The 24,431-nt window shown below is 62.8% G+C and carries 20 protein-coding genes; 13 read left to right on the forward strand and 7 right to left on the reverse strand.

Annotated elements, in window-relative coordinates; genetic code table 11:
* Positions 1-23 precede the first annotated feature (23 nt).
* The 10 genes from EJA72_RS28435 (at position 24) to EJA72_RS28480 (ending at position 10,812) form a co-directional block, all read left to right on the forward strand.
* Entirely contained in the window at positions 24-269 is a 246-nt protein-coding gene (locus EJA72_RS28435) for a ferredoxin family protein (protein ID WP_008060065.1), read from the forward strand.
* Between the two features lie 259 nt (positions 270-528).
* Entirely contained in the window at positions 529-1,935 is a 1,407-nt protein-coding gene (locus EJA72_RS28440) for an ABC transporter substrate-binding protein (protein ID WP_157715190.1), read from the forward strand.
* A gap of 137 nt (positions 1,936-2,072) precedes the next feature.
* On the forward strand, positions 2,073-2,855 hold the full coding sequence (locus tag EJA72_RS28445) for an ABC transporter permease (RefSeq protein ID WP_178129621.1): 783 nt from the start codon (positions 2,073-2,075) through the stop codon (positions 2,853-2,855).
* Positions 2,855-3,703 (forward strand): ABC transporter ATP-binding protein, encoded by an 849-nt coding sequence (locus EJA72_RS28450; protein ID WP_157715192.1) that lies wholly within the window; start codon positions 2,855-2,857, stop codon positions 3,701-3,703. The genes EJA72_RS28445 and EJA72_RS28450 overlap by 1 nt, the downstream gene beginning before the upstream one ends.
* Positions 3,700-4,662 (forward strand): HEAT repeat domain-containing protein, encoded by a 963-nt coding sequence (locus tag EJA72_RS28455; protein ID WP_157715193.1) that lies wholly within the window; start codon positions 3,700-3,702, stop codon positions 4,660-4,662. The genes EJA72_RS28450 and EJA72_RS28455 overlap by 4 nt, the downstream gene beginning before the upstream one ends.
* Positions 4,659-4,952, forward strand: a complete 294-nt coding sequence (locus EJA72_RS28460; protein ID WP_157715194.1) for a DUF971 domain-containing protein — start codon at positions 4,659-4,661, stop codon at positions 4,950-4,952. Before EJA72_RS28455 ends, EJA72_RS28460 begins: the two co-directional genes overlap by 4 nt.
* Before the next feature lie 128 nt (positions 4,953-5,080).
* Positions 5,081-5,698 (forward strand): transcriptional repressor LexA, encoded by a 618-nt coding sequence (lexA, locus tag EJA72_RS28465; protein ID WP_157715195.1) that lies wholly within the window; start codon positions 5,081-5,083, stop codon positions 5,696-5,698.
* The gene (gene imuA / locus EJA72_RS28470) at positions 5,698-6,315 is read left to right on the forward strand and encodes a translesion DNA synthesis-associated protein ImuA (protein ID WP_157715196.1); all 618 of its coding nucleotides are present in this window, start codon (positions 5,698-5,700) and stop codon (positions 6,313-6,315) included. Before lexA ends, imuA begins: the two co-directional genes overlap by 1 nt.
* Before the next feature lie 7 nt (positions 6,316-6,322).
* Entirely contained in the window at positions 6,323-7,738 is a 1,416-nt protein-coding gene (locus tag EJA72_RS28475; protein ID WP_157715197.1) for a DNA polymerase Y family protein, read from the forward strand.
* Entirely contained in the window at positions 7,714-10,812 is a 3,099-nt protein-coding gene (locus EJA72_RS28480; RefSeq protein WP_178129622.1) for an error-prone DNA polymerase, read from the forward strand. The genes EJA72_RS28475 and EJA72_RS28480 overlap by 25 nt, the downstream gene beginning before the upstream one ends.
* Before the next feature lie 174 nt (positions 10,813-10,986).
* Here EJA72_RS28480 and EJA72_RS28485 read toward each other — a convergent pair whose 3' ends face one another.
* The 7 genes from EJA72_RS28485 to EJA72_RS28515 form a co-directional block, all read right to left on the reverse strand.
* On the reverse strand, positions 10,987-11,649 hold the full coding sequence (locus tag EJA72_RS28485) for a flavin reductase family protein (RefSeq protein ID WP_157715199.1): 663 nt from the start codon (positions 11,647-11,649) through the stop codon (positions 10,987-10,989).
* A gap of 12 nt (positions 11,650-11,661) precedes the next feature.
* Positions 11,662-13,164 carry an amidohydrolase family protein gene (locus tag EJA72_RS28490; protein ID WP_372240758.1) on the reverse strand — a complete coding sequence of 501 codons (1,503 nt, stop codon included), beginning with the start codon at positions 13,162-13,164 and terminating at the stop codon, positions 11,662-11,664.
* Positions 13,161-14,357, reverse strand: a complete 1,197-nt coding sequence (locus EJA72_RS28495; RefSeq protein ID WP_157715200.1) for an amidohydrolase family protein — start codon at positions 14,355-14,357, stop codon at positions 13,161-13,163. Before EJA72_RS28495 ends, EJA72_RS28490 begins: the two co-directional genes overlap by 4 nt.
* 269 nt (positions 14,358-14,626) lie before the next feature.
* A complete protein-coding gene (locus tag EJA72_RS28500) occupies positions 14,627-15,679 on the reverse strand; it encodes an extracellular solute-binding protein (RefSeq protein WP_157715201.1) in 1,053 nt (350 codons plus the stop codon).
* 17 nt (positions 15,680-15,696) lie between these two features.
* Positions 15,697-16,485: an ABC transporter permease gene (locus tag EJA72_RS28505; RefSeq protein ID WP_157715202.1), complete on the reverse strand. Its 789-nt coding sequence runs from the start codon at positions 16,483-16,485 to the stop codon at positions 15,697-15,699.
* Positions 16,482-17,399, reverse strand: a complete 918-nt coding sequence (locus tag EJA72_RS28510; protein WP_157715203.1) for an ABC transporter permease — start codon at positions 17,397-17,399, stop codon at positions 16,482-16,484. The genes EJA72_RS28505 and EJA72_RS28510 overlap by 4 nt, the downstream gene beginning before the upstream one ends.
* A gap of 1 nt (position 17,400) precedes the next feature.
* Positions 17,401-18,486, reverse strand: coding sequence for an ABC transporter ATP-binding protein (locus tag EJA72_RS28515; RefSeq protein ID WP_157715204.1), 1,086 nt, complete (start codon positions 18,484-18,486; stop codon positions 17,401-17,403).
* A 140-nt stretch (positions 18,487-18,626) separates the two neighbouring features.
* Between EJA72_RS28515 and EJA72_RS28520 the strand changes: the two genes are divergently transcribed.
* From EJA72_RS28520 to uvrA, 3 genes are all read left to right on the forward strand, one after another.
* Complete coding sequence (locus EJA72_RS28520) at positions 18,627-19,316, forward strand: GntR family transcriptional regulator (RefSeq protein ID WP_157715205.1); 690 nt, start codon at positions 18,627-18,629, stop codon at positions 19,314-19,316.
* A 284-nt stretch (positions 19,317-19,600) separates the two neighbouring features.
* Complete coding sequence (locus tag EJA72_RS28525) at positions 19,601-21,664, forward strand: PAS domain-containing sensor histidine kinase (protein WP_157715208.1); 2,064 nt, start codon at positions 19,601-19,603, stop codon at positions 21,662-21,664.
* 104 nt (positions 21,665-21,768) lie between these two features.
* The gene (gene uvrA, locus EJA72_RS28530) at positions 21,769-24,399 is read left to right on the forward strand and encodes an excinuclease ABC subunit UvrA (protein WP_157715206.1); all 2,631 of its coding nucleotides are present in this window, start codon (positions 21,769-21,771) and stop codon (positions 24,397-24,399) included.
* The last annotated feature ends 32 nt before the right edge of the window (positions 24,400-24,431 follow it).

The raw sequence follows: 24,431 nt of genomic DNA on the forward strand, positions 1-24,431 counted from the left end.
TGCCCCAAGAGAGAGACCGCGAAATGGCCTATCAGCCCCAGGAAATCTTCTTCCGCTCCAATGCGCCGGTCACGGTCGACGAGGACCTGTGCATCGCCCACAAAGGCTGCACCGTGTGCGTCGACGTTTGCCCGATGGACTTGTTGGCAATCAACCCGGCCACCCAGAAAGCCTACATGGCCTTCGACGAATGCTGGTACTGCATGCCTTGTGAAAAGGACTGCCCGACCGGGGCAGTGAAAGTGGATATCCCGTACCTGCTGCGCTGAAATGCAATCCCTGTAGGAGTGAGCCGGCTCCGGGCGGCGTTCCGACGATAGCGGTAGGACAGGTAAATAGATGTTGGATGTGCCATCGCCATCGTCGGAACGCCGCCAGGAGCAGGCTCACTCCTACATTGGTTTTGTGACAACCCAAAAATGCTACCCGGCAACACCGGACGCCAAATTGAAAAACACCCCTCGTTTCCCACCACGCTCTGATCGTGGCGGAGACGAACATCCTATAAATGATTCGAGGGGATTCACCATGTTATTGCGAGCAACACTGGCCGGCCTGGTACTGGCCTCATTCACCTTGTCTGCGCAGGCAGAAACCATCCGCATTGCCATCGGCACCCAGGACACCACCATCAACTGTGCCGCCGGTGGCCTGCTGATCCGCGAGCTCGGCTTGCTGGACAAATACCTGCCCCATGACGGCCCCTACAAAGACGCCCACTACGACGTGGAGTGGAAGAACTTCACCAGCGGTGCGCCCCTGACCAACGAGATGGTGGCCGGCAAACTCGACTTCGGCGCCATGGCCGATTTCCCGGGCGCGTTCAACGGCGTGGCGTTTGAAACGGCAGGCAAGCACAGCCTGTTTATCAGCGTGCTGTCGGGCAGCATCAAGGGCAGCGGCAACGGCATCGTCGTGCTCAGCGCTTCCGGTGTTCAATCCCTGGCCGAATTGAAAGGCAAGACCATTTCCGTGCCGTTCGCCTCGACGGCCCATGGCATGTTGTTGCGCGCCGTCGCGGCTCAGGGTTGGGACCCGCTGAAAGACGTGAACATCATCGCCCAGCCACCGGAAGTTGCTGGGTCCGCGTTGCAGGCCGGGAAAATCGATGCGCACGCCGACTTCGTGCCGTTCGCCGAGCTGTTCCCGAGCCGTGGTTTTGCTCGCAAGATCTATGACGGTTCCCAGGCCAGTGCGCCGACGTTCCACGGTGCACTGGTGGATCAGGCCTACGCGAAAAAGTACCCGGAAATCGTCGTTGCCTACCTGCGCGCGAGCCTCGAAGCCAATCAGCTGCTCGCTGCCGAACCGGAGAAATACAGCGAGTTGATCGCCAAGGTGACCGGTGTCGATGCCGAGGTGAATTACCTGTTCCACGGCCCGCTCGGCGTGCAGACCCGCGACCTGAGCTGGAAACCGGAATACCGCCAGGCCGTCGGCACGGCCATCGATACCCTCAAGCTGTTGAAGAAGGCGGATCGCGGTCTCGATCTGAACACGTTCATCGACGACCAATACATCCGCGCCGCGTTCAAGGCTTCGAACCTCGACTACACCACGCAACTGGCCAACTACGCGCAGACGCCGCTCAAGGCCAATGATGCATCGACCGGCAAGGCCATCACCGACTTCAGTCATGTCGCCGAAATCTGGGTGCGTGGCGAGCCGAAAGTCCGACAGTACGGCTCGGCGGAGTCGGCGTTCGCGGCGTTGGCGAGCCTGAAGCAGGAAGGCAAAAACATCCGCGCGGTGTATGCCCAGGCCAGTGACAGCGGGATCAAGTTGCTGGCGGATCAGGCGTGGTTTGCCAGCGATGCGAAAGGGCGGCTCAGCGCGTTCCTGCTCAAAGGCCAGGCCCAGCAATACGCCACGGCCCAGGGCGGAAAAGTCTTCGATTTCACCGACGCCACCACCCAGGCCGTGGCTGCCCGCTAACCCAAGGCACAACTCGGTCAATTGTGGGAGCGAGCCTGCTCGCGATGGGGCCGGATCAGTCGGCATCAATGTCGACTGACACACCGCAATCGCGAGCAGGCTCACTCCCACAGGGACCAAGGTTGAGAGGAAGTATTGTGTTCGGATCATTTAAGCGCTGGATTCCAAGAGCCGCTTCGCTGCTGCTCTGCCTGCTGTTCTGGCAGCTCGCCGCCAGCCACCACTGGAACCTCGGCCTGGTGACCTTCGCCAATGTGCCAACACCGGTGGCCGTGATTGAAGCGGCGCTAGGCCTTGGCGATTCCGGCAAACTCGGCCAGCACCTGAGCAGCAGCCTCAGCCGGGTCTTCGCCGGTTACCTCGCCGCCCTGATCATCGGCATCGCCTTGGGCCTGGCCATCGGCCGCTCGAAATGGGCCGAAGATTTACTGCTGCCACCCCTGGAAGTCCTGCGTCCGATCCCGGCAGTCGCGTGGATTCCCCTGGCCATCCTCATGTTCCCGTCCTCGGAATTGTCGATGGTCTTCATCACCTTCACCGGCGCGCTGTTCCCGATCCTGCTCAACACCGTGCATGGAGTCGAAGGCGTCGACCCCCGGCTGATCGCCTCGGCGAAAAGCCTCGGCGCCGGGCGTCGGGCGATTCTGCTGGAAGTGATTCTGCCGGGCGCCGCACCGAGCATCATCACCGGCCTCGCCATCGGCATGGGCACTTCGTGGTTCTGCCTGGTCACCGCGGAAATGATCTCCGGCCAGTACGGCATCGGCTATTACACCTGGGAGTCCTACACCATTCAGAACTACGCCGACATCGTCGTGGGCATGTTGCTGATCGGCGTGCTCGGGATGGGCAGCAGCCTGCTGATCAAACGCCTCGGCGGGCTGTTCACGCCCTGGCATCGACCACGAGGAAAAACCTGATGAGCGTTTTTCAACACCCTGAAGGGCGGATTGATATTCGCCAGTTGTCGATCAGCCTGGGGCAGGGCAGCGCTGCTTTCGAAGCCGTGCAAGGTCTGGATTGCCAGATCGAGCCCGGCCAGTTCGTGTGCATCCTCGGTCCGTCCGGTTGTGGCAAATCCACGTTGCTCGGCGCCCTGGCCGGCCATTTGCAACCCCGTGCCGGCAGTCTCAAGGTCGACGGCGCGGACGTGTCGGCGCCATCGCCGCAGCGTGGCATGGTGTTCCAGCATCACACGTTGTTTCCGTGGCGAACCGTGCGCGACAACGTGGCGTTCGGTCTGAAAATGCGCGGTGTCGGCAAGACCGAACGTCACAAGGCCGCCGATGAAATGCTCGCACTGGTGGGGCTGGAAGGCTTTGCCGAGCGCTGGCCGGATCAGCTGTCCGGGGGCATGCAGCAACGGGTGGAAATCGCCCGGGTCCTGATCAATCGGCCACGACTGTTGTTGATGGACGAACCTTTCGGCGCCCTCGATGCGTTGACCCGGTTGAACATGCAGGAGCTGCTGCTGGACATCTGGGCGCGCATTCGCACCACCGTGGTGTTCGTCACCCACGACATCGACGAGGCGCTGTTTCTCGCCGATCGGCTGCTGGTGATGAGTTCTCGTCCCGGCCGAATCATCGAAGACCTGCGCCTCGACTTCCCCCGGCCGCGCACCACCGAGCTGGTGACCCGCCATGAATTCTCGCGCCTGAAACGCCATTGCCTCGAATTACTGCGTCACGAAGACGGTCGGCAGTTACCGCGCCTGAACCCTCTCGGACTTCCCCCTCAAAACAAACTGCCGCGATTTGCCCTATGACCTCTCTATTCGATGTAACCGATAACGACGACATTCTGGCCCTGCAACCGCGCCTGACCGATGAAGATCCGGTTGTGCGCCGGATTGCGCTGATCGAACTGGCCGATCTCGAAGAGCCAGATGGCTTGCTGTGGCTGGTCAACCGCCTGGCTGAAGACCCGACTGAAGAAGTTCGCGCCGAAGCCGCGCGGCTGCTGGAAGCCTGGGAGGACAGGCCGGTGGTCGAGGCGTTGTGCCAGGCCCTGACCGATCCCTCATTGGCCGTGCAAGCCGCCGCTGCGCAAAGCCTTAGCCTGCTGAAAAGCGAAGCGGCGGGCCAGGTGATTCTGCCGTGGACCGGGCATGCGGACATCAGCGTGCGCATCGCGGCGTTCAGGGCGTTGCGCGAGTTGCGTTTCCCCGGCGCCGCCACAGCCGCGACGGGTGCGTTAAATGATCAAGACGCCAGCGTTCGCCGCGAAGCCGTCGGCGTACTCGGCTGGCTCAAGCAACTCGATGCGCTGCCTGCCTTGGCCAGATTGGCCAGTGATGACCCGGACACCGACGTCCGCCGCGCCGCCACCGGCGCCCTCGGCCTGGCCTCCGACGCACAAGTGCTGCCCGCGCTGCGTCAGGCGTTGCAGGACTCCGCCTGGCAAGTGCGCGAAGAGGCCGCCACCACCCTTGGCAAGGTCGGTCACCTCGACGGCGGGCCCGCCTTGGTCGAGGCATTGAGCGACGATTACTGGCAGGTCCGTCTGCGCGCCACTCGCAGCCTCGGCCGCTTGCGGTATGCGCCGGCCTTGGCAGCGCTGATCGACACCCTCGGTCATCGCATCAGCAACCTGCGCAAGGAGGCCGCCCTGGCCCTCGGCGAATTGAACGACAAAGGCGCGATCGCACCCTTGCAGGCCGCGCAAGACGATGGCGATCCGGAAGTGCGCAAAGCCGTGCGTATTGCGCTGAGTCAGCTGCAATGAACCCGCTGGCGATTGGCAATTCCCAAGGCAAACGGCAGCTGCGCCTGAACTGGCCGGACGGCCGCGAACAGTTGCTCGATCACGCCGAGTTGCGCCGGCAGTGCCCGTGTTCGCAATGCCGGGCGTTTCGTTTGCAAGGATTGGCGCCTTTGGTCGATGACCGGATTCGCGTTATCGAATTGAACGCCCAAGGCTACGGCCTGCAATTGATCTTCAGCGACGGCCACGAGCGCGGCATCTACCCGTGGCCCTACCTGGCACAACTCGCCCCCGAAAAAATCCCCCTGTAGGAGCGAGCTTGCTCGCGATGGACGCCAACGATAACGCGCGCTGCCTGGATGAACGCGGTGCCTGGGCGTTTTTCGCGAGCAAGCTCGCTCCTACAAAGGCTTGCCAGGGAAAAGCCAAAAGAGTACAAATGTACTCCATGACGACTTTAACTCCCCGCCGTACCGCCATCCTGACCTTCATCCGCGATCGAATCGCGGAGCACGGCCAGTCCCCGAGCCTCGCTGAAATCAGCGAGGCGTTCGGTTTCGCCTCCCGCAGCGTGGCGCGCAAGCATGTGCTGGCGCTGACCGAAGCCGGTTTCATCGAGGTCAATGCGCATCAGGCCCGGGGCATTCGTCTGCTCGGGCAACCGGCGCGGCCTGAGTGGCTGGACATTCCGGTACTCGGCCGGGTGGCGGCGGGTGCGCCGATCGGCGCCGACGCCGAGGTCCACAGCCGCTTGCTGCTCGACCCGTCGATTTTCTCCCGGGTGCCGGACTACATGCTGCGGGTCAAGGGCGATTCGATGATCGAAGACGGCATCCTCGACGGCGATCTGGTGGGCGTGCACCGCAATCCCGAGGCGCTCAATGGCCAGATCGTCGTGGCGCGGCTTGACGGCGAAGTGACCATCAAGCGTTTCGAGCGGGTCGGCGACGCGGTGCGCCTGTTGCCACGCAACCCGACGTACCAGCCGATTATCGTTCGAGCCGATCAGGACCTGGCCATCGAAGGCGTGTTCTGCGGCCTGGTGAGGCAAGGGTGATGGGCGCCGTCGTCGCGCTGGATACGCTGTTCAATGGCGGCCAGGTCTGGAAGGGCCGGCCTGCGCCACCGGCTGTCAGCCCGCAACCCACCGGGCATGCCGCGCTGGATGCGGCATTGCCCACCGGTGGCTGGCCGGAAGCCGCGCTGACCGAAATCCTGCTGGCCGGGCAGGGCGTTGGCGAGTTGCAACTGGTGTGGCCGGCACTGGCGCGGTTGTCGGCGGCGGGTGAGCGCATCGTGCTGGTGGCGCCGCCGTACGTGCCCTATCCGCAAGCCTGGCAAAACGCCGGGGTCGATCTGCGGCAGTTGTCGATCATCCGGGCCAGCGAGCGCGAAGCGCTGTGGGCCGCCGAGCAATGCCTGCGTTCGGGCAGTTGCGGCGCGGTGTTGTGCTGGCCGCACAAGGCCGATGACCGGGCGTTGCGCCGCTTGCAGGTGGCGGCGGAAACCGGCTCGACCCTGGCGTTCGCCTATCGCTCGATCCATGAAGCGGTCAACCCGTCACCGGCCGCGCTGCGTATCGCCATCGATGCCAGGCCCGCGCAATTGCGCGTGCTCAAGTGCCGGGGCGGGCTGGCCCGTTCGGCGCCGATTGCCTTCCCAGTGGGGCATTGAGGTTGCCATGCGCTGGGTGTGCATTCTCTTCCCGCAATTGGCGCTGGACGCGGTACTGCGTCAGCGCGCCGACCCTGATGAACCGCTGGCGCTGCTGATCGGCCCGGCGCAGCGTCGGGTGTTGCAGGCGGTCAACGCGTCGGCGCGTGCGCTGGGATTGCGTCCCGGCCAGTCGATGACCGCCGCGCAGGCCTTGAGCAAAGGCTTCGTCACCGCAGACTATGACGCTGCCGAGATCGAACACTGGCAGCAGTTCCTGGCCGCCTGGGCATACCGGTTCAGTTCCCAGGTCAGCGTGCATTACCCGCGTGCCGTGGTGTTTGAAATCGAGTCCAGCCTCGGTTTGTTCGGCTCCTGGCCGCAATTCGAAGCGAGGTTGCGGGCCGAACTCACCGAGCTGGGGTTTCGCCATCGGATCGTTGCCGCGCCCAATCCGGCGGCGGCTCGGGTATTGGCCAATGCTTATGACGGTCTGGTGGTGCCGGACGATCAGGCCTTGCAGCACTATCTCGGGCAACTGCCCGTCGACCGGATTGCCCTGGAACCGGCGGTGGCCACGGCGTTGTCACGCATGGGGCTGCGCACCTTGAGCCAGGTGCAGGCGTTGCCCCGGCAGAGCCTGGCCCGGCGCTTCGACGCGCAAGTACTCAAACATCTGGACACCTTGCTCGGTGCGCGGCGACTGGCGCTGGCGTTCTACCTGCCACCGGACCGGTTCGATGTGCGCATCGAGCTCAATTTCGATGTGCAGTCCCATCAGGCGCTGCTGTTTCCTCTAAGGCGCCTGACCGGTGATTTGTCGGCCTTCCTCTGCGGGCGGGACAGCGGCGTGCAGCGTTTCGACCTGCACCTGGAGCACGCCGGGTTGCCGGACAGCGTGATCAAGGTCGGCCTGCTCAGCGCCGAGCGCGATCCGGCGATGCTCTTCGAACTGGCCCGGGGGCGGCTGGAGCAGGTCCAGGTCGAAGCGCCGGTCCGTGGTTTCCGCCTGCGGGCCGAAGACCTGCCCAGCTTCGTCCCGCAGCGCCAGGAACTGTTCGACGACCGCCCGCAGCAGTCCTTGCCCTGGGAGCAACTGCGTGAACGCTTGCGTGCGCGGCTGGGGGATGATGCCGTGCAAGGCTTGCGGTTCCAGGCCGATCATCGACCCGAATGCGCCTGGCAGGCGCGTGCCGACAAGCAGCCGTGCGCCGGATTGTCCGGCGTGCAGCGTCCTGGCTGGTTGCTGACCGAACCGCTGGCGGTCCACGAAGGTTCGGCGCGCATCCTCATGGGACCGGAACGTATCGAGTCCGGCTGGTGGGACGGCGCCGATGTGCGCCGCGACTACTACCTGATCGAAACCCGTTCCGGCCAGCAGGGCTGGGCCTATCGTGCGGTGGGCGAGGGCGGTCCGTTGTGGCTGCAAGGCTGGTTCGCATGAGCATCGACTACGCCGAACTGCATTGCCTGTCGAACTTCAGTTTCCAGCGCGGTGCTTCCAGTGCCCTCGAACTTTTCCAACGGGCGAAAAAACATGGCTATCAGGCGTTGGCGATCACTGACGAGTGCACGTTGGCCGGCATCGTTCGTGCTTGGCAGGCGGCTAAATCCGTGGAACTGCCGCTGATCATCGGCAGCGAAATCCGCATCGAGAACGGCCCGAAATTGGTGTTGCTGGTGGAGAACCTCGAGGGCTACCAACATCTGTGTCGGCTGATTACCCAGGCCAGGCGCCGCACGCAGAAGGGCCAGTACCAAGTCCTGCGCGAAGACTTCGGCGCCCCCTTGCCGGGGCTTTTGGCGTTGTGGGTACCGGACGCGGTCGACGATATTGAACATGGGCACTGGCTGAAACAGGCCTTCGCTGAGCGTTTGTGGCTGGCGGTCCAGTTGCATCGTGGCCAGGACGACAACCGACGGCTGAACGAACTGTTGATGCTGGCAAGGGAGCTGCGGATTCCGGCCGTGGCCAGCGGCGATGTGCACATGCACAGCCGTGGCCGGCGCGCCTTGCAGGACACCATGACCGCGATCCGTCACCACCTGCCGGTGGCCGAGGCCGGGTTGCGCCTGCACCCCAATGGCGAGCGCCATCTGCGCAGCCTCGACGCCTTGCAATCGATCTACCCGCTAGCACTGCTCGATGAAACGCTGGCCATCGCCCGGCGCTGCACCTTCGACCTCGGTCAGTTGCGTTACCAGTATCCCCGGGAATTGGTGCCGCAAGGGCACAGCGCCGATTCCTGGCTGCGCGAACTGACCGAGCGCGGCATCCGCGAGCGCTGGCCCGACGGTGCCAGTGACAAGGTGCGCAAGCTGATCGACAAGGAGCTGGGCCTGATTGCCGAGCTGGGTTATGAAAGCTATTTCCTGACCGTCCAGGACATTGTCGCCTTCGCCCGGGGCCAGAAAATTCTCTGCCAGGGGCGAGGCTCAGCGGCCAACTCGGCGGTGTGTTTCGCCTTGGGCATTACCGAGATCGATCCTGAGCGGATGAACATGTTGTTCGAACGCTTCCTGTCCAGGGAGCGCAACGAACCGCCGGACATTGACGTCGATTTCGAGCACGAACGCCGGGAAGAAGTCCTCCAATACGTGTTCCAGCGCTATGGCCGCACTCGCGCGGCGCTGACGGCGGTGGTCAGCAGCTATCACGGTGCCGGCGCGGTGCGCGACGTGGCCAAGGCGTTGGGACTGCCACCGGATCAGGTCAACGCGCTGGCCGATTGCTGTGGTCACTGGAGTGACCAGGCGCCGCCCCTCGAGCGCTTGCGCGAAGGCGGGTTCGACCCCGACAGCCCGGTATTGCGCCGGGTGTTGAGCCTGACCCAGCAACTGATCGGTTTTCCCCGCCACCTGTCCCAGCACCCCGGTGGTTTCGTGATTTCCGAACAACCCCTGGACAGCCTGGTGCCGGTGGAAAATGCCGCCATGGCCGATCGCACCATCATCCAGTGGGACAAGGACGACCTGGACGCGGTCGGCCTGCTCAAAGTGGACATTCTGGCCTTGGGCATGCTCAGCGCGATTCGGCGTTGTTTCGATCTGCTGCGCCGTCATCGGCACCTGGACTTGAGCCTGGCGTCGGTGCCCGCCGAAGATCCAGACACCTACGACATGATCGGCCGTGCCGATACCATCGGCGTGTTCCAGATCGAGTCCCGAGCCCAGATGTCGATGCTGCCCCGGCTCAAGCCGCGCACGTTCTATGACCTGGTAATCGAGGTGGCCATCGTCCGTCCGGGTCCGATTCAGGGCGGCATGGTGCACCCGTACCTGCGGCGGCGAAACAAGGAAGAGCCCGAGACCTATCCGTCGCCGGCGCTGGAAGCCGTACTCAAGCGCACCTTGGGCGTGCCGCTGTTCCAGGAGCAGGTGATGCAGATCGCCATCGTCGCCGCCGACTACAGCCCCGGCGAGGCTGACCAGTTGCGCCGCTCCATGGCCGCCTGGAAACGTCACGGCGGGCTCGAACCGCACAAGGATCGCCTGGCCGCGGGGATGAAGAAGAACGGCTACACGGCAGACTTTGCCGCGCAGATCTTCGAGCAGATCAAGGGCTTTGGCAGTTACGGTTTTCCCGAATCCCATGCCGCCAGTTTTGCCTTGCTGACCTACGCCAGTTGCTGGTTGAAATGCCATGAGCCGGCGGCTTTCGCCTGTGCGCTGATCAACAGCTGGCCCATGGGTTTCTACAGCCCGGACCAGATCCTGCAGGACGCGCGTCGGCATCAGTTGCAGATTCGCCCGGTGGATGTGCGCGCCAGCGACTGGGATTGCAGCCTCGAGCCGATTACCGGCGCGCAGCCGGCGATTCGCATGGGACTGAGGATGATCAAGGGCTTTCGCGAGGACGATGCCCGGCGTATCGAGGCCGCCAGGGCGAGGGGGGCGTTTGTCGACATCGCCGACCTTGGCGAGCGCGCGCGACTCGATGCCCGTGCGCAAGAACAACTGGCTGATGCCGGCGCACTGCGCGGGCTGGCCGGTGACCGGCATCGGGCGCGCTGGGAAGTGGCGGGGGTGCAGAAACAACTCGGCCTGTTTGCCGGACTGCCGAGCCAGGAAGAGGACATGGTGGCGTTGCCCAAACCCACGGTGGGCGAAGACCTGCTGGCGGATTACAACAGTGTCGGCACCACCCTCGGCCCGCATCCGCTGGCGTTGTTGCGCGGTGAATTGAGAGCTCGACGCTGCCGCAGTTCCAGGGAACTGCTCGATGTCGACCATGGGCGCCCGGTCAGCGTCGCCGGGCTGGTCACCGGCCGCCAACGCCCGGGTACCGCCAGTGGCGTGACCTTCGTCACCCTTGAAGACGAGTTCGGCAACGTCAACGTCATCGTCTGGCGCGACCTGGCCGAGCGGCAGCGGCAGGTGTTGGTGGGTTCGCAGTTGCTGAAGGTCGATGGGCGCTGGGAAAAGGAAGGCGAGGTGCGGCATTTGATTGCCGGACGTTTAAGCGACCTGAGCCCCTTGCTCGACGGCATCAGCGTGCGCAGCCGGGATTTCCGCTGATCTCCAAGAGGCGTGCGCTTTTGTGGCGAGGGAGCTTGCTCCCGCTCGGCTGCGCAGCAGTCGTAAACCCGGTACGCGCGGTGTCATTGAATTCACGCGATCACCGGTTAGGGGTTGCTTCGCAACCCAGCGGGAGCAAGCTCCCTCGCCACAGGTGACGCGTGATGCCCCCTCTTATTTGGCAACCGGCCAAAACCGCTCACCACCCCCCGGCGCATCGGTCCACGCCTGCAACGACCGCGTCGGCAAATCGAAATAATCCCGCGTACGCGCATACCCGTGGCCACCCATCCGCCCGATCGCGTCCAGGCCCAGCTGATCGATGTACAGGGTTTTCGGGTCGATCAACTCATCGCGCACATGCGCCATCAGCACTTCGCCAAAGATGATCTCCCGCGACTGCCCGATGGACAGCGCCATCATCCGCCGGCATTCCAGCGCCACTGGCGCCTCGCCGATTCTCGGGCATTTGACCGTGGTGCCGGGAATCGCTGTCAGCCCCGCCGCCGTCAACTCATCGAAGCCGGGCGCGAAGGGTACGGCGCAGACGTTCATGGCTTCGACCAAGGCATCGCTGACGATGTTGACGGTGAATTCCTGATTGAGCTGGATGTTGCGGGTGGTGTCCTTGGGGCTCTGGTCACCGTAGTTTTCCACGCCCAGCGCAAGAATGGGCGGATCTGCCGACAGGGCATTGAAGAAGCTGAACGGCGCGGCGTTGATCCGGCCTTCGCCGTCCACGGTGGTCACCAAGGCAATCGGCCGTGGCACCACGCTACCAATCAGAATCTTGTATTTGTCCCGTGCACTCAGTGTGCTGAAGTCGAAGCTTTGCATAGGCAGAAATCTCTAAAGAAGGGGATCAATCGCGCTCAAAGGCGCGTGTGCGCTGTAGTCGTCGGCGAACGGGATGGCCGGTTTGAACAGGGTTTTCCAGTCCGGTTGGCCGAAGGCCCGGTCGCTGTGACTGCGCATCAGTTTTTCGAATTGTATTTGGGCCTGGCGCTGCAGAGCGGGGTGGTCGGCGCCTTGGACCTGACTGTCCTGCATCACGCAACGGCCATCGATGTAACTGGCGATGCAGTCGTCCCCGCGTCCGGCCAGCACCAGGTTTTTCAGGGGATCGAACAGCGGCCCCAAATGCTGGCCGCGAAGGCTGAACACCGTGATGTCGGCCTTGCATCCCGGCGCCAATCGTCCTAGATCATCACGCCCAAGCGCCTGGGCGCCACCGAGCGTGGCAGCGTTGTACATATCCAGCGTGCTGGTCAAAGAAGAACCGCCCTCCATCAAACGAGCGATGTTCAGGCCCTGACGCATGTTGTCCAGCAAGTCCGCCGGCCAGGTGTCGGTGCCCAGGGCGAAGTTGATGCCCTTGGCCCGATAGCGGCCGAATGAGTTCAGCGCCTCGCCATCCCGGGCAAACACCACCGGGCAATGCACCAGGCTCGCGCCGCCATCCACCACTCGCTGCAGGTCTTCATCGCCACGGGTGTAAATGCCGTGGGGCAGCAAACTGCGCGGGGTCAGCAGGCCCAGATGCTCCAGCCAGCCCAGCGGCGAAAACCCGCGAAGGCTTTCAACCATCGCCACTTCGCCGAGGCCCTGGCAGCAATGCAGGCGCATCGGCGCGTTCAGCTCGCGGCTCAACGCGGCGGTGCGTTGCAGCAGCGCCGGGGTGCAGGTCTGGATGCGGTCGGGCAGCAGCGCGCCGCGAATCAGGCCGTCATGTGAACCGTCGAAGTCCTGGAAAAACCGCACAGCCGCCTCAAGCCCGGCCATTCCCCTAGGCTCATCCCAGTGATGGGCCAGGGTTCCATCGGCGCGCCAGTAACTCATGCCGCTCATGTAGCAGGGGCCCAGGTACGTGCGCAGGCCCAACTCGCCAGCGACCTGCGCCACCGCCGCAAACTCGTCGTAAGTCTCGGCCCATTCGCGGTAATACATCGAGGTGATCGGCATGGCCGTGGTGATACCGTTGCGGATCAACTGGGTGAAGGCGTAACGGTATTTGAAAACTTCTTCCTCCGGGCTGTAGCTCTCCCGGGGACCAGCGGCCAAGTAGTCCTCGGACCACATCCGGCCCATGTCGCGCTCGTCGCCGTTATCCAGGGTCAACACCGTGGAATCGAGATCGCCGAGGGCATCCAGGTCGATGAAACCGGGACCGATCAACGCGTTGCCATAGTCGACCCGTTCATCCACCGGCCCCGGGTAACCACGGCCGACAAATACGATGCGCGAGCCTTCGAACACCACTTCGCCGTCGCGCCACAGCACATGCTGCGTACCGTCGAAGCCCACCACGCAACTGGCTTTCAGGGCGACTGTTTTGGCGGGTATGCGCTTCACAAGCGGCTTTCCAACAGCTGCCCGCCGGAGGCGATCAACTGCCCGGCGCGATAGACCTGCCGCAGCGGCCGCGAGACGACAGCCTCACCCAGCGTCTGTACTGGCATCAGCAAAAAGTCGGCCGGCTGCCCGACCTCCACGCCGTAACCTTCAACGCCCAATGCTCGGGCGCCATTCACCGTCGCCGCCTCGAACGCCGCCGCCAGTTCCTCGTCCTTGTTCAAGTCGAATCTAAACGCGAGCAGCATCGCCCGTTCCAGCATGTCGCCATTGCCCATAGGCGACCAGGCATCGCGGATGCCGTCCGAACCCAGACACACATTCACCCCGGCTTCGCGCAGCGCGAGAAACGGCGGCACCGCGCAATCGGCCGGGGCAGAACTCATCAATGAAATCCCCAGCGCGGCCAGACGCTGGGCCACCGGTTTGACCTGACTCCAGGGCAACATGCCCAGGCAATAAGCGTGGCTGATCATCACCCGGCCCTGACGCCCGAAACGCTCGGTGTAGTCGGCAATCAACGCGACCTGCCAGAGGCCCAGTTCACCTTTGTCGTGCAGGTGAATGTCCACGCCCCGGTCGAATTCGCTGGCCAGTTTGAACACGAAATCGAGCTGCGCAATCGGGTCGTTGTCGATGCCGCACGGGTCGAGACCTCCGACGTTTTCCACGCCCAGGGCCATGGCTTCGCGCATCAGTTCGGCGGTGCCGGGGCGGCTGATCAGGCCGGTTTGCGGGAACACCACCAGTTGCAGGTCGATCAGGTCGCGGTAACGCTCGCGCAGTTGTTGCATGGCTTCGACATGGCGCAGGCCGAAATCCGGGTCGATGTCGACGTGGCAGCGCAGGGTCAGCGAGCCACGGGCGATGCAGTTTTCCAGCAGCGCACCGGCGCGCTCGGCGATGGGGCTGTCGACTTCACGCAGCACGCGGCGCTCGTTGCTGATGTAATCCTTCAAGGTCGGACCGGCGCTGTTCGGGCGCCAGGGTTGACCCCAGAGGGTTTTGTCGAGGTGGACGTGGCTTTCCACCAAAGCCGGGGTGAGCAGCTGGTGTTGGCCGTCGATGTCGGTGGCCGACAGGGCTTCGTTCGAAGCGGGGCGGCGTTGGCTGAACCGGCCGTCTTCGATCAGCAGGTCTTCGGCGGTGGCGCCGTAGGGGCGCACGTTGCGTAGCCAGCGGGGTTGGGTCATACGAACCTCATTCAGGTCTTCTAATTAGCGGTGTTCAGACTGACCTCATCGCGAGCAGGCTCGCTCCCACAGTGGTTATGTGTGGGACACAGAATCCGGGGCACACCCGAACTCTGTGTCTCCCACAGTGGTTTGTGTGGGACACAGGATCCAGGGCACACCCGAACCCTGTGTCTCCCACAGTGGTTTGTGTGGGACACAGAATCCAGGGCAATCCCCGAACCCTGTGGGAGCGAGCCTGCTCGCGATGGGGGCGACTCGGTCTCGGATCAGCCCTTGAGCTTCGCCCAAATGCGGTCCTGCAGCTCCCGCGCCTTGTTGCTGCACTCTTTCTCAGGCCGCAGGCGCGAGGCGAATTCGTCGGGCATGTTGATGGCGTCCATCACCCGCCATTTGGCGTCGATCAACTTGTCGCTCTGAATGCCGTTGGCGTAGGCGATGGCGTTGGACACGGCGGCGGCGTTTTCCGGTTTCATCATCCAGTCGATAAAGATCTTCGCGTTACCCGGGTGCGGCGCGCTTTTCGGTACGGCGAAGTTGTCCTGGAACATCGCCACGCCTTCTTTCGGATACACGTACTTGATCGTGCTCTTCTGCAACGTGGCCCGGGCCGTGGAACCGTTCCAGTTCTGCATCATGATCACTTCGCCGGAGGCCATGCGGTCGACGGTGTTGTCCGAGCTGTACATCTTCAGGAATGGTTTCTGTTTCTGCAGCAGCTCGAGGATGCGCTTGGCGTCCTGCGGGTTCTCGCTGCATTCGTCGACGTTCAGGTAATGGCTGGCGGCGTTGATCACGCTGCTGGACGTGTCGAGGGCCGCGAGCTGGCCTTGCAGTTCCTTGCGTGGTTCGAAGAACTCTTTCCACGAATCGTCCAGCTTGCCGCCAGGCACGCGCGCGCTGTCATAGGAAAACCCGGTGGTGCCCCACAGGTACGGCGCCGAGAACTTGCGGCCAGGGTCGAAACTCGGGTCGCGGAACGCCGGCTTCACGTACTGGAAGTTCGGAAGGGTCGAGGTGTCGATTTCCAGCAACAGGTCCTGATTGATCAGCGTGCGCATGATCGATTGCGACGGCACGATCACGTCATACGCCGCGCCACCGGCCTGCAATTTGGCCAGCAGGGTTTCGTTGCTGTCGTAGCCGTCCATGGTGACCTTGATCCCGGTCTCCTTTTCGAACTTGGCCAGCAGATCGACCGGGTAGTAGTCCGTCCAGTTGTAGAAGAACAATTCCTTGGGCTCGGCGGCCTGAACACCGAACGCCGTGAAGCAACTCAGGGCCAGGCTGGCGACAGCGAAACGCATGCTTTTTGTTTTCATTACAGAACGCTCCAGACTCATTGTTGTTTGCCGCGCTGTCCCAGCCAGAAGGCCAGCACCACCAGCACGATGGAAATCACCAGCATCAGGGTCGAGATCGCGTTGATCTCCGGCGTCACGCCGGCCTTGATCGCCGAGAAGATGTACACCGGCAAGGTGGTTGAACCCGGCCCGGCGACAAAAAACGTCATGATGAAATCGTCGAGGCTGACCACAAACGCCAGCACCGAACCGGACAACACCGCCGGCCACAACAGCGGCAAGGTCACCCGGCGAAACACCTGCCACGGGTTGGCGTACAAATCGTTGGCCGCCTCCAGCAGGCTTTTGTCCAGGTCATTGAGCCGCGCACGGATCGGCAAGTAGGCGAAGGGGATGCAGAAGCCGATGTGCGCGACGATCACCGTCAGCAAGCCGAGCTTGATCCCCAGCGCCATGAACAACAGCAACGTGGCCACGGCGGTGACGATCTCCGGCAGGATCAGCGGCAGGTTGATCCCGCCCTCGACCATCTTCTGTCCGTAGAACGGCCGATACGTCGCCAGTGCCGCAAGCAGCGCAATGGCGGTGGCGCAGACCGTGGCAATGCTGGCGACGATGATTGAGTTCAGCGCCGCCGTCTGGATCGACGGGTTGGCCAGGATTCGCCCGTACCAGGCAAAGGAGAACTCGGTCCATACGGTCGCCGAGCGGTTGGCGTTGAAGCTGTAGGCAATCAGCACCAGGATCGGCAGGTACAGATACGCCAGCATCAGCAGGCTGACTTCGCGGGTCAGCGGCAGTTTTTTCAGGTGCAGGGCAATCATGCGGTAGCTCCCCGACGAAGAGTTTTGGCGGCGCTGCGGCTATACAGGGCGTACAGCACCAGGGACAGCAGCAGAATCCCCAGCAACAGGAACGACAGCGAACTGCCCAGCGGCCAGTTACGTGCCGTGCCGAACTGTTGCTGGATCAGGTTGCCGATCATCAGCGTTTTGCCGCCGCCGAGAATCGCCGGGGTGATGAAGGCACCCAGGCTCGGCACGAACACCAGCAGCGCACCGGCAATCACCCCCGGCATCGACAGCGGCAGGATGATCCGTTTCAGCGCGTGCCAGCGATTGGCGCCGAGGTCGTAGGCGGCTTCCACCAGGCGCCAGTCGAGTTTTTCCAGGGTCGAGTAAATCGGCAAGATCATGAACGGCAGGAAGCTGTAGACCAGCCCGACGCTGACTGCGAAGTCGTTGTAGAGCAGGGTGATGCCACCGGCCTGAGGGAACAGCGCGTTGAGGCTTTGGGCGACCCAGCCTTGTTCGCGCAGGATGATCAGCCACGCATAGTTACGGATCAGCAGGTTGGTCCAGAACGGAATGGTGATCAGCAGGACCATGAGGTTGCGTCGGCGCGGGGTCAGGCTCGACATCCACAGCGCCACCGGGAAACCGAACAGGAAACACAGCACCGTGGTGCCGCCGGCCTGGAACACCGAGCGCAACAAGGCCTGGGCGTAGACCCAGTTCAGTTCCAGTTCACCGTCGAATCCTTCCTGGAAAAACAGCTGCACGTAGCTTTGCAATTGCCAGTTGGCCTGCCAGTCGACGCCGCCATACACGTTGCGCGGCAACAAGCTGATGTAGCCCATGATGCCCAGCGGAATCGCGATCAATGCCAGCAAAGTCAGAACCACCGGGCTGAGCAACAGCGCGCGGTTGAGTGCGGGAGAAGTGCTGCTGACGCTCATCTCAGGCCTCCATCAACAGGCAGGCATGGGGCGGCAGATTGACCGCGACGCGATCACCGACCACCCGGCCACGACTCAGGCCTTCGTTGTTCTCGCGCAGCATGACCTTGATGTCGTTGTTCAAGCGGCACTGATAGAGCGTCGCGGTGCCGACATACAACACAGCCTCGATCACGCCGCGCAGGTGATGCGGCTGCGTCGGGTCGACCAGTTGCGAGCGCTCGGGGCGGAACGCCAGCTGCACCTTGGCGCTGTCCAGTCCCTGGGACGGGCAGGGGATCTCAACGGGCATGCCGCTGGGCACAAACAGGTTTTCGTTCTGCTGGCCGCGCTTGAGGTGACCGGGCAGGAAATTGATGTCGCCGATGAACTGGGCGACAAACTGATGCTGCGGCCGTTCGTAAATATCGTTGGGTGTGCCGATCTGCAGAATCTTGCCGGCGGACATCACCGCAATGCGATCCGACAGGGTCAGGGCTTCTTCCTGATCGTGGGTCACGAAAATGAAGGTGATCCCGGCTTCCTTCTGCACGCGCTTGAGTTCGACCTGCATTTCCTTGCGCAGCTTCAGGTCCAGCGCCGACAGCGGCTCGTCGAGCAACAGCACTTTGGGTTTCGGCGCCAACGCCCGGGCGAGCGCGACGCGTTGTTGCTGGCCACCGGACAATTCGGCTGGTTTACGCTTGGCCAGGTGCGTCATTTGCACCAGCGCCAGCATCTCATCGACGCGCTGGGCAATTTGCCTGGCATCAAGACCCTGCATCTCGAGGCCGAAGGCGATATTCTGCGCGACACTCATGTGGGGAAACAGCGCGTAGCTCTGGAACACCGTGTTGACCCGACGCTTGAAAGGCGGCAAGTGATTGACCGTTTCGCCCGCGAGACGGATCTCGCCGTCGCTGACATGCTCGAAACCGGCGATGGTGCGCAGCAGGGTAGTCTTGCCGCAGCCGGAAGGGCCGAGCAGGGTGAAGAATTCGTTGTCGGCAATGTCGACTGAAACGTTGTCGAGGGCTGGAGCCAGCCCCGGATCGTCGGAATACCGCTTGAAGACGTTACGCACTTCGATCGCTATTGGTTGACCCATAATGGTGCAATCCTCTAATTATTGTATGCAATATCTGGATGCAATCTACAAATAACCGGATTATTCTGCTGTTGCAACCCCCTTTTTCAATGGCTGCTCATCGCCAGGGGCCGGTTGTTTAGCGCTATAGGAGTGTTCAAATGGCCGAAAAAAAGCTGGAAACCACGGTCGACCGCGTCTACCAAGGGGTTTACGAGGCGATCAGCAAACGTTCGTTGCGTCCCGGGATGAAGCTCGGCGAGGCGTCACTGGCTGAACTTTTTAATGTCAGCCGGACGTCGGTCCGTGCCGCGCTCAAGCAATTGGAAGCGGATGGGCTGGTCACCACCGAGCCCAATAAAGGTGCGTCGGTGTCGTTGCCCAGTGACGAAGAGATTCGTTCGTTGTTCGAAACGCGGCGGCTGGTCGAGATCGGCATCGTCAGCGAGCTGTGTCGCCGTCGGGATACGGCGGTGACCCGGGACCTGCGGGATCACCTGTTGCTGGAAGAGGACGCGCGCCGCAGTGGCGACCATGATCGGCTGATTCATTTGCTCGGCGAGTTCCACATCAAGCTTGCGCAAAGCCTGAACAACCCGGTGCTGCTCGACTGGTTTCAGAAGCTGATCTCCCGCGCCTCGCTGTACGTCGCCGCGCTGGACGACGAAAGCCACGAAGCGTGCCGCGACGACGAACACCTGCGCCTGATCGAGTACATCGAGGCCGGTAACCAGAGCGCCGCCATCGAACTGACCTGCATGCATTTGAACGGCATCGAAAAAGCCATCCTCGACGTCGCGGCAACGCTGAAAACCGGCTATCACCCGCTCAAACACTTGATTGAGGTGTAGCGCTGAAGCTGTTCAGGCCACTTTCTGTGGCGAGGGAGCTTGCTCCCGCTGGGTGCGAAGCACCCCAAGCCCCTCTGCGCGATCAACAATTTGCGACTGCTGCGCAGCCGAGCGGGAGCAAGCTCCCTCGCCACAAAAAGCTTGCGATGGGTGAATCAGCTATACCTCTATGAAACCATTGGCGTGCATGAAGCTCGAAACAAACGGACGCCAATCACAGGGGCTAAAAGCAGTCGATGCCGTTTCTAGACGATAGCCACGGGTGTGCGGGTTGGAACGGTGAAATGGCCGGGCGCATTCGCGCGTTCGACTGGAGCACCACCGAGCTGGGGCCCCTCGATACCTGGCCCCGGAGCCTGAGCAATACGGTGCAACTGATGCTGGCCTCGCCACTGCCGATGGTGATGCTGTGGGGCCCGCTCGGCTATATGATCTATAACGATGCTTACTCGGGATTTGCCGGTGGCCGCCATCCGTACCTGCTGGGCTCCCCGGTGGAGCTGGGCTGGCCAGAAGTGGCTGATTTCAACCGGCATGTGGTCGATACCTGCCTGGCCGGCGGTACCTTGTCGTACAGCAATAAAGTGTTGGTGCTGCTGCGCGATGGTGTGCCGGAAGACGTCTGGCTGGACCTTTATTACAGTCCGGTCGCCGATGATGAAGGACGCCCGGCCGGGGTCATGGCGATGGTGGTCGAGACCACCGAGCATGTGATTTCCGAACGCCGGCGCCAGGCCGCCGAAGACGCCTACCGCGCCGACAACGAGCGGGTGCGACTGGCCCTGAATGCCGGCGCGCTGCTCGGTTCGTTTGTCTGGGACATCAAGGCCAACGTGCTGTCCGTCGATGAGCGGTTTGCCCGCACGTTTTCCCTCCCGTCCGATCAGAACCTGGCCGAGCTGTCGGTCGACATCGCCGAATCACGCATTCATCCCGACGACTACAGCTGGGTCCACGAGCAGGTCAATCAATCCGTCACCACCGGCGAACCATACAACGCCGAGTACCGCGTCCTGCGCCCGGATGGCAGTTATCTGTGGGTGCTTGCCAGTGGTTGTTGCGAGTTCAATGAGCAGGGCGAAGCGTTCCGCTTTCCTGGCGTCTTGATCGACATCCATGAACGCAAGATCGCCGAAGAATCCTTGCTCAAATTCACCCGCAACCTCGAGCAACGGGTCGCCGACGAAGTGGACGCGCGGCTGGCGGCCGAAGAGCAATTGCGTCAATCCCAGAAGCTGGAAGCCATCGGCGGCCTTACCGGTGGGGTGGCCCATGACTTCAATAACCTGTTGCAAGTGATCGCCGGCAACCTGCACTTGCTGGCGCGACACGAGCCGGACAATGCCAACGTGCAGCGCCGGGTCAGCGCTTCGATTGCCGCCGTCGAGCGTGGCGCGAAGCTATCCTCGCAATTGCTCGCATTTGCCCGTCGCCAGCCGCTGTCGCCGGCCGTGCTCGATCCACGGCAAATCTTCGAGGGCCTGACGGAGTTGCTGCAGCGGGCGCTGGGGGAAACCCTGCAGATCAACATGACCACTCCAGAAGCGCCGTGGCACCTCTACGTGGATCGCAATCAACTGGAAAACGCCATTCTCAATCTGGCGATCAACGCCCGGGATGCCATGCAAGGTGAGGGGACCCTCAGCCTGAGCGCCGAGAACATCACGCTCGATCGCGCTTTTTGCGCAGGCAAGGGCATCGTTGCCGGCGACTACGTGGGCGTCACGGTGACTGACACCGGTATCGGCATGTCACCGCAGGTGCTCGCGCAAGCTTTTGAACCCTTCTTCACCACCAAGGCTGACGGCCAGGGCACGGGCCTGGGGTTGAGCATGGTGTTCGGTTTCGTCAAACAGAGCGGCGGGCATATCGAGATTTCCAGCGAAGTCGGGCAGGGGACCCGGGTGCAGTTGTATTTCCCTCGCAGCTGGCGTTCGTTGCAAGGCGAAACGGTCAGCCCGGATGCATTGCACCGTGGCGGGCACGAACACATCCTGGTGGTCGAAGACAATGAAGCGGTGCGCGCTGCGGCCGTGGAATTGCTGCGCGAAGAGGGTTACCAGGTCATCACCGCGCCTAACGGTGACGTCGCCATGCAGATGTTGCTGGAGGGGGGGGCGGTGGACCTGATTTTCACCGACGTGGTCATGCCCGGGCTGATCAAGAGTTCGGACCTCGCCGCCTGGGCCAAAGTGCAGACGCCCCCCGTGGCGGTGCTGTTCACCTCGGGTCACACCCGTGACATTATCTCGCGCAATCATCAACTCAGTCCTGACACGCATTTGCTGAGCAAACCTTATGGACCGCAAGCCCTGACCCGGATGGTTCGTATGGTCCTGAACGGTTAAGCCCGGTGAGGCATGCTTTTGTGGCGAGGGGATAAATCCCCTCACCACAAAAGCCCGCACCTACAGAGGTCGGTGTTTATTTTGGAAATTTTTGAGGCCATCCAATGACATCAAAGCGCACCCCCAATCCACCCTCCGGCATGGTCAGGGTGCGCGGCGCCCGGGAACACAACCTCAAGAACGTCGATGTCGACATCCCCCGGGACGCTTTGGTGGTGTTCACCGGCGTGTCCGGATCGGGCAAGTCGTCGCTGGCGTTTTCGACGCTCTATGCCGAAGCGCAACGGCGCTATTTCGAATCCGTCGCACCCTATGCGCGGCGCCTGATCGATCAGGTCGGGGTGCCGGACGTCGATTCCATCGAGGGCCTGCCCCCCGCCGTTGCCTTGCAGCAGCAACGGGGCACGCCGAGCACGCGTTCCTCGGTGGGCAGCGTGACCACGTTGTCGAGCCTGATCCGCATGCTGTACTCCCGGGCCGGCAGTTATCCGCCGGGCCAGCCGATGTTGTACGCCGAAGACTTTTCGCCCAATACGCCCCAGGGCGCGTGCCCGGAATGCCATGGGTTGGGCCGGGTATATGAAGTCACCGAATCCTTGATGGTCCCCGATCCCAGCCTGACCATCCGCCAGCGTGCGGTCGCTTCCTGGCCCACGGCGTGGCAGGGCCAGAACCTGCGCGACATCCTCGTCACGATGGGCTACGACGTCGACAAACCCTGGCGCGAGCTGCCGAAAAAACAGCGTGACTGGATTCTCTTCACCGAAGAAACCCCGACCGTCCCGGTGTATGCCGGGTTCACGCCGCAGGAAACCAAAGTCGCCCTCCAGCGCAAAATGGAACCGAGTTACCAGGGCACCTTCACCGGCGCCCGGCGCTACATCCTGCACACCTTCAGCCACTCCCAAAGCGCGCTGATGAAGAAACGCGTTTCACAATTCATGCTCGGCAGCCCTTGCCCGTTATGCGACGGCAAACGCCTCAAGCGCGAGGCGCTGTCGGTGACATTTGCCGGATACGACATCGGCGAGCTGTCACAGATGCCGTTGCTGCAAGTGGCGCAGGTGCTGAAACCGGTGGCGGCTCACAGCTACCTCGAACAGGCCGATGAGTCCGGCGAGGTGTTGACCCACGATCAGACCCGCGAAGCGCGTGAGCAACGGGTGGCCCATGGCGCCAGCGGCCATTCCAATGCGCCCGATGTGCGCCACACGCCCAATCTTTCGGTTGAAAAGCGTCTGGCCGCGCAACGCATTGCCCAGGACTTGCTCGAACGGGTCAGCACGCTCACCGACCTGGGGCTCGGGTACCTCGCGCTAGACCGCAGCACGCCGACGTTATCATCCGGCGAGTTGCAGCGCTTGCGCCTGGCGACGCAATTGGGCTCGCAATTGTTCGGTGTGATCTACGTGCTGGACGAGCCATCCGCCGGCCTGCACCCGGCGGATGGCGAGGCGCTGTTCGAAGCCCTGCAACGCTTGAAAGCCGCGGGCAATACCTTGTTTGTGGTCGAGCATGACCTGGAAACCATGCGCCGCGCCGACTGGCTGATCGACGTCGGCCCGGCGGCTGGCGAGCATGGCGGCCAGATCCTCTACAGCGGGCCGCCGCCGGGGTTGGCTGACGTGAAGGCTTCGCAGACCCGCGCCTACCTGTTCGCCGAGCACGTCATCGAACCCCGCGCCCGACGCAAGGCGACCGATTGGCTACGCCTGGAGGGCATCACGCGCAATAACCTGAACAACCTCAACGCCGAGTTTCCGCTGGGCTGTTTCACGGCGGTGACCGGCGTTTCAGGCTCCGGTAAATCGAGCCTGGTCAGCCAGGCATTGCTGGAACTGGTGGGCGCGCACCTTGGGCGCGCGGCCGGTGACAGTGAGGCTGAAGAACGGAGCCTGGAGGACGACGCACCGCAAGTCAGTGGCGGTCAGGTCAGCGCCGGACTGGACTCGATCAAGCGCCTGGTGCAAGTCGATCAGAAACCCATCGGCCGCACGCCACGTTCCAATCTGGCGACGTACACCGGGCTGTTCGACAACGTGCGCAAACTGTACGCCGCGACACCCCAGGCGCAGACCGCCGGTTACGATGCCGGCCAGTTTTCGTTCAACGTCGCCAAAGGCCGTTGCCCGACGTGCGAGGGCGAAGGCTTTGTCAGCGTCGAATTGCTGTTTATGCCGAGCGTCTACGCGCCATGCCCGACCTGCCACGGTGCGCGCTACAACGCCGAGACGCTGGCGATTACCTGGCAGGGGTTGACCATCGCCCAGGTGTTGCAATTGACCGTGGATCAAGCGGTCGAGGTGTTCGTTGAGCAGCCGGGTATTCGCCGTTCGCTGGAGGTGTTGCGTGACATCGGCCTGGGCTATTTGCGCCTTGGGCAACCGGCGACCGAGTTGTCAGGCGGCGAAGCCCAGCGCATCAAACTGGCCACCGAGCTGCAACGCAACCAGCGGGGGGCGACGCTGTATGTGCTCGATGAACCTACGACCGGTCTGCACCCGCGGGATGTCGACCGCTTGCTGGAGCAGTTGAACACGCTGGTGAGCGCGGGGCACACGGTGATCGTCGTCGAACATGAAATGCGTGTGGTGGCGCAAAGTGACTGGGTGATTGATATAGGCCCGGGGGCGGGGGATCAGGGCGGGAAGATTGTGGTGGCGGGGACGCCGGAGAAAGTCGCCAAGAGCAAAAAAAGCCGGACGGCGGTGTTTCTGGCCAGGGTTCTTTCATGAATTAGCGGTGACAGGCGGCCCTTTCGCGGGCA

Origin of the sequence: Pseudomonas sp. PB120, from assembly GCF_009761815.1 — a bacterium.
GTDB lineage: Bacteria > Pseudomonadota > Gammaproteobacteria > Pseudomonadales > Pseudomonadaceae > Aquipseudomonas.

Coding starts and splice junctions, on each gene's coding strand:
- EJA72_RS28510 (WP_157715203.1), bottom strand. CDS start 17,399: ATGAGCGTCAGCAGCACTTCTCCCGCACTCAACCGCGCGCTGTTGCTC.
- EJA72_RS28455 (WP_157715193.1), top strand. CDS start 3,700: ATGACCTCTCTATTCGATGTAACCGATAACGACGACATTCTGGCCCTG.
- lexA (WP_157715195.1), top strand. CDS start 5,081: ATGTACTCCATGACGACTTTAACTCCCCGCCGTACCGCCATCCTGACC.
- EJA72_RS28440 (WP_157715190.1), top strand. CDS start 529: ATGTTATTGCGAGCAACACTGGCCGGCCTGGTACTGGCCTCATTCACC.
- EJA72_RS28435 (WP_008060065.1), top strand. CDS start 24: ATGGCCTATCAGCCCCAGGAAATCTTCTTCCGCTCCAATGCGCCGGTC.
- EJA72_RS28450 (WP_157715192.1), top strand. CDS start 2,855: ATGAGCGTTTTTCAACACCCTGAAGGGCGGATTGATATTCGCCAGTTG.
- EJA72_RS28525 (WP_157715208.1), top strand. CDS start 19,601: ATGGCCGGGCGCATTCGCGCGTTCGACTGGAGCACCACCGAGCTGGGG.
- EJA72_RS28475 (WP_157715197.1), top strand. CDS start 6,323: ATGCGCTGGGTGTGCATTCTCTTCCCGCAATTGGCGCTGGACGCGGTA.
- EJA72_RS28460 (WP_157715194.1), top strand. CDS start 4,659: ATGAACCCGCTGGCGATTGGCAATTCCCAAGGCAAACGGCAGCTGCGC.
- EJA72_RS28505 (WP_157715202.1), bottom strand. CDS start 16,485: ATGATTGCCCTGCACCTGAAAAAACTGCCGCTGACCCGCGAAGTCAGC.
- imuA (WP_157715196.1), top strand. CDS start 5,698: ATGGGCGCCGTCGTCGCGCTGGATACGCTGTTCAATGGCGGCCAGGTC.
- EJA72_RS28500 (WP_157715201.1), bottom strand. CDS start 15,679: ATGAAAACAAAAAGCATGCGTTTCGCTGTCGCCAGCCTGGCCCTGAGT.
- uvrA (WP_157715206.1), top strand. CDS start 21,769: ATGACATCAAAGCGCACCCCCAATCCACCCTCCGGCATGGTCAGGGTG.
- EJA72_RS28520 (WP_157715205.1), top strand. CDS start 18,627: ATGGCCGAAAAAAAGCTGGAAACCACGGTCGACCGCGTCTACCAAGGG.
- EJA72_RS28485 (WP_157715199.1), bottom strand. CDS start 11,649: ATGCAAAGCTTCGACTTCAGCACACTGAGTGCACGGGACAAATACAAG.
- EJA72_RS28515 (WP_157715204.1), bottom strand. CDS start 18,486: ATGGGTCAACCAATAGCGATCGAAGTGCGTAACGTCTTCAAGCGGTAT.
- EJA72_RS28495 (WP_157715200.1), bottom strand. CDS start 14,357: ATGACCCAACCCCGCTGGCTACGCAACGTGCGCCCCTACGGCGCCACC.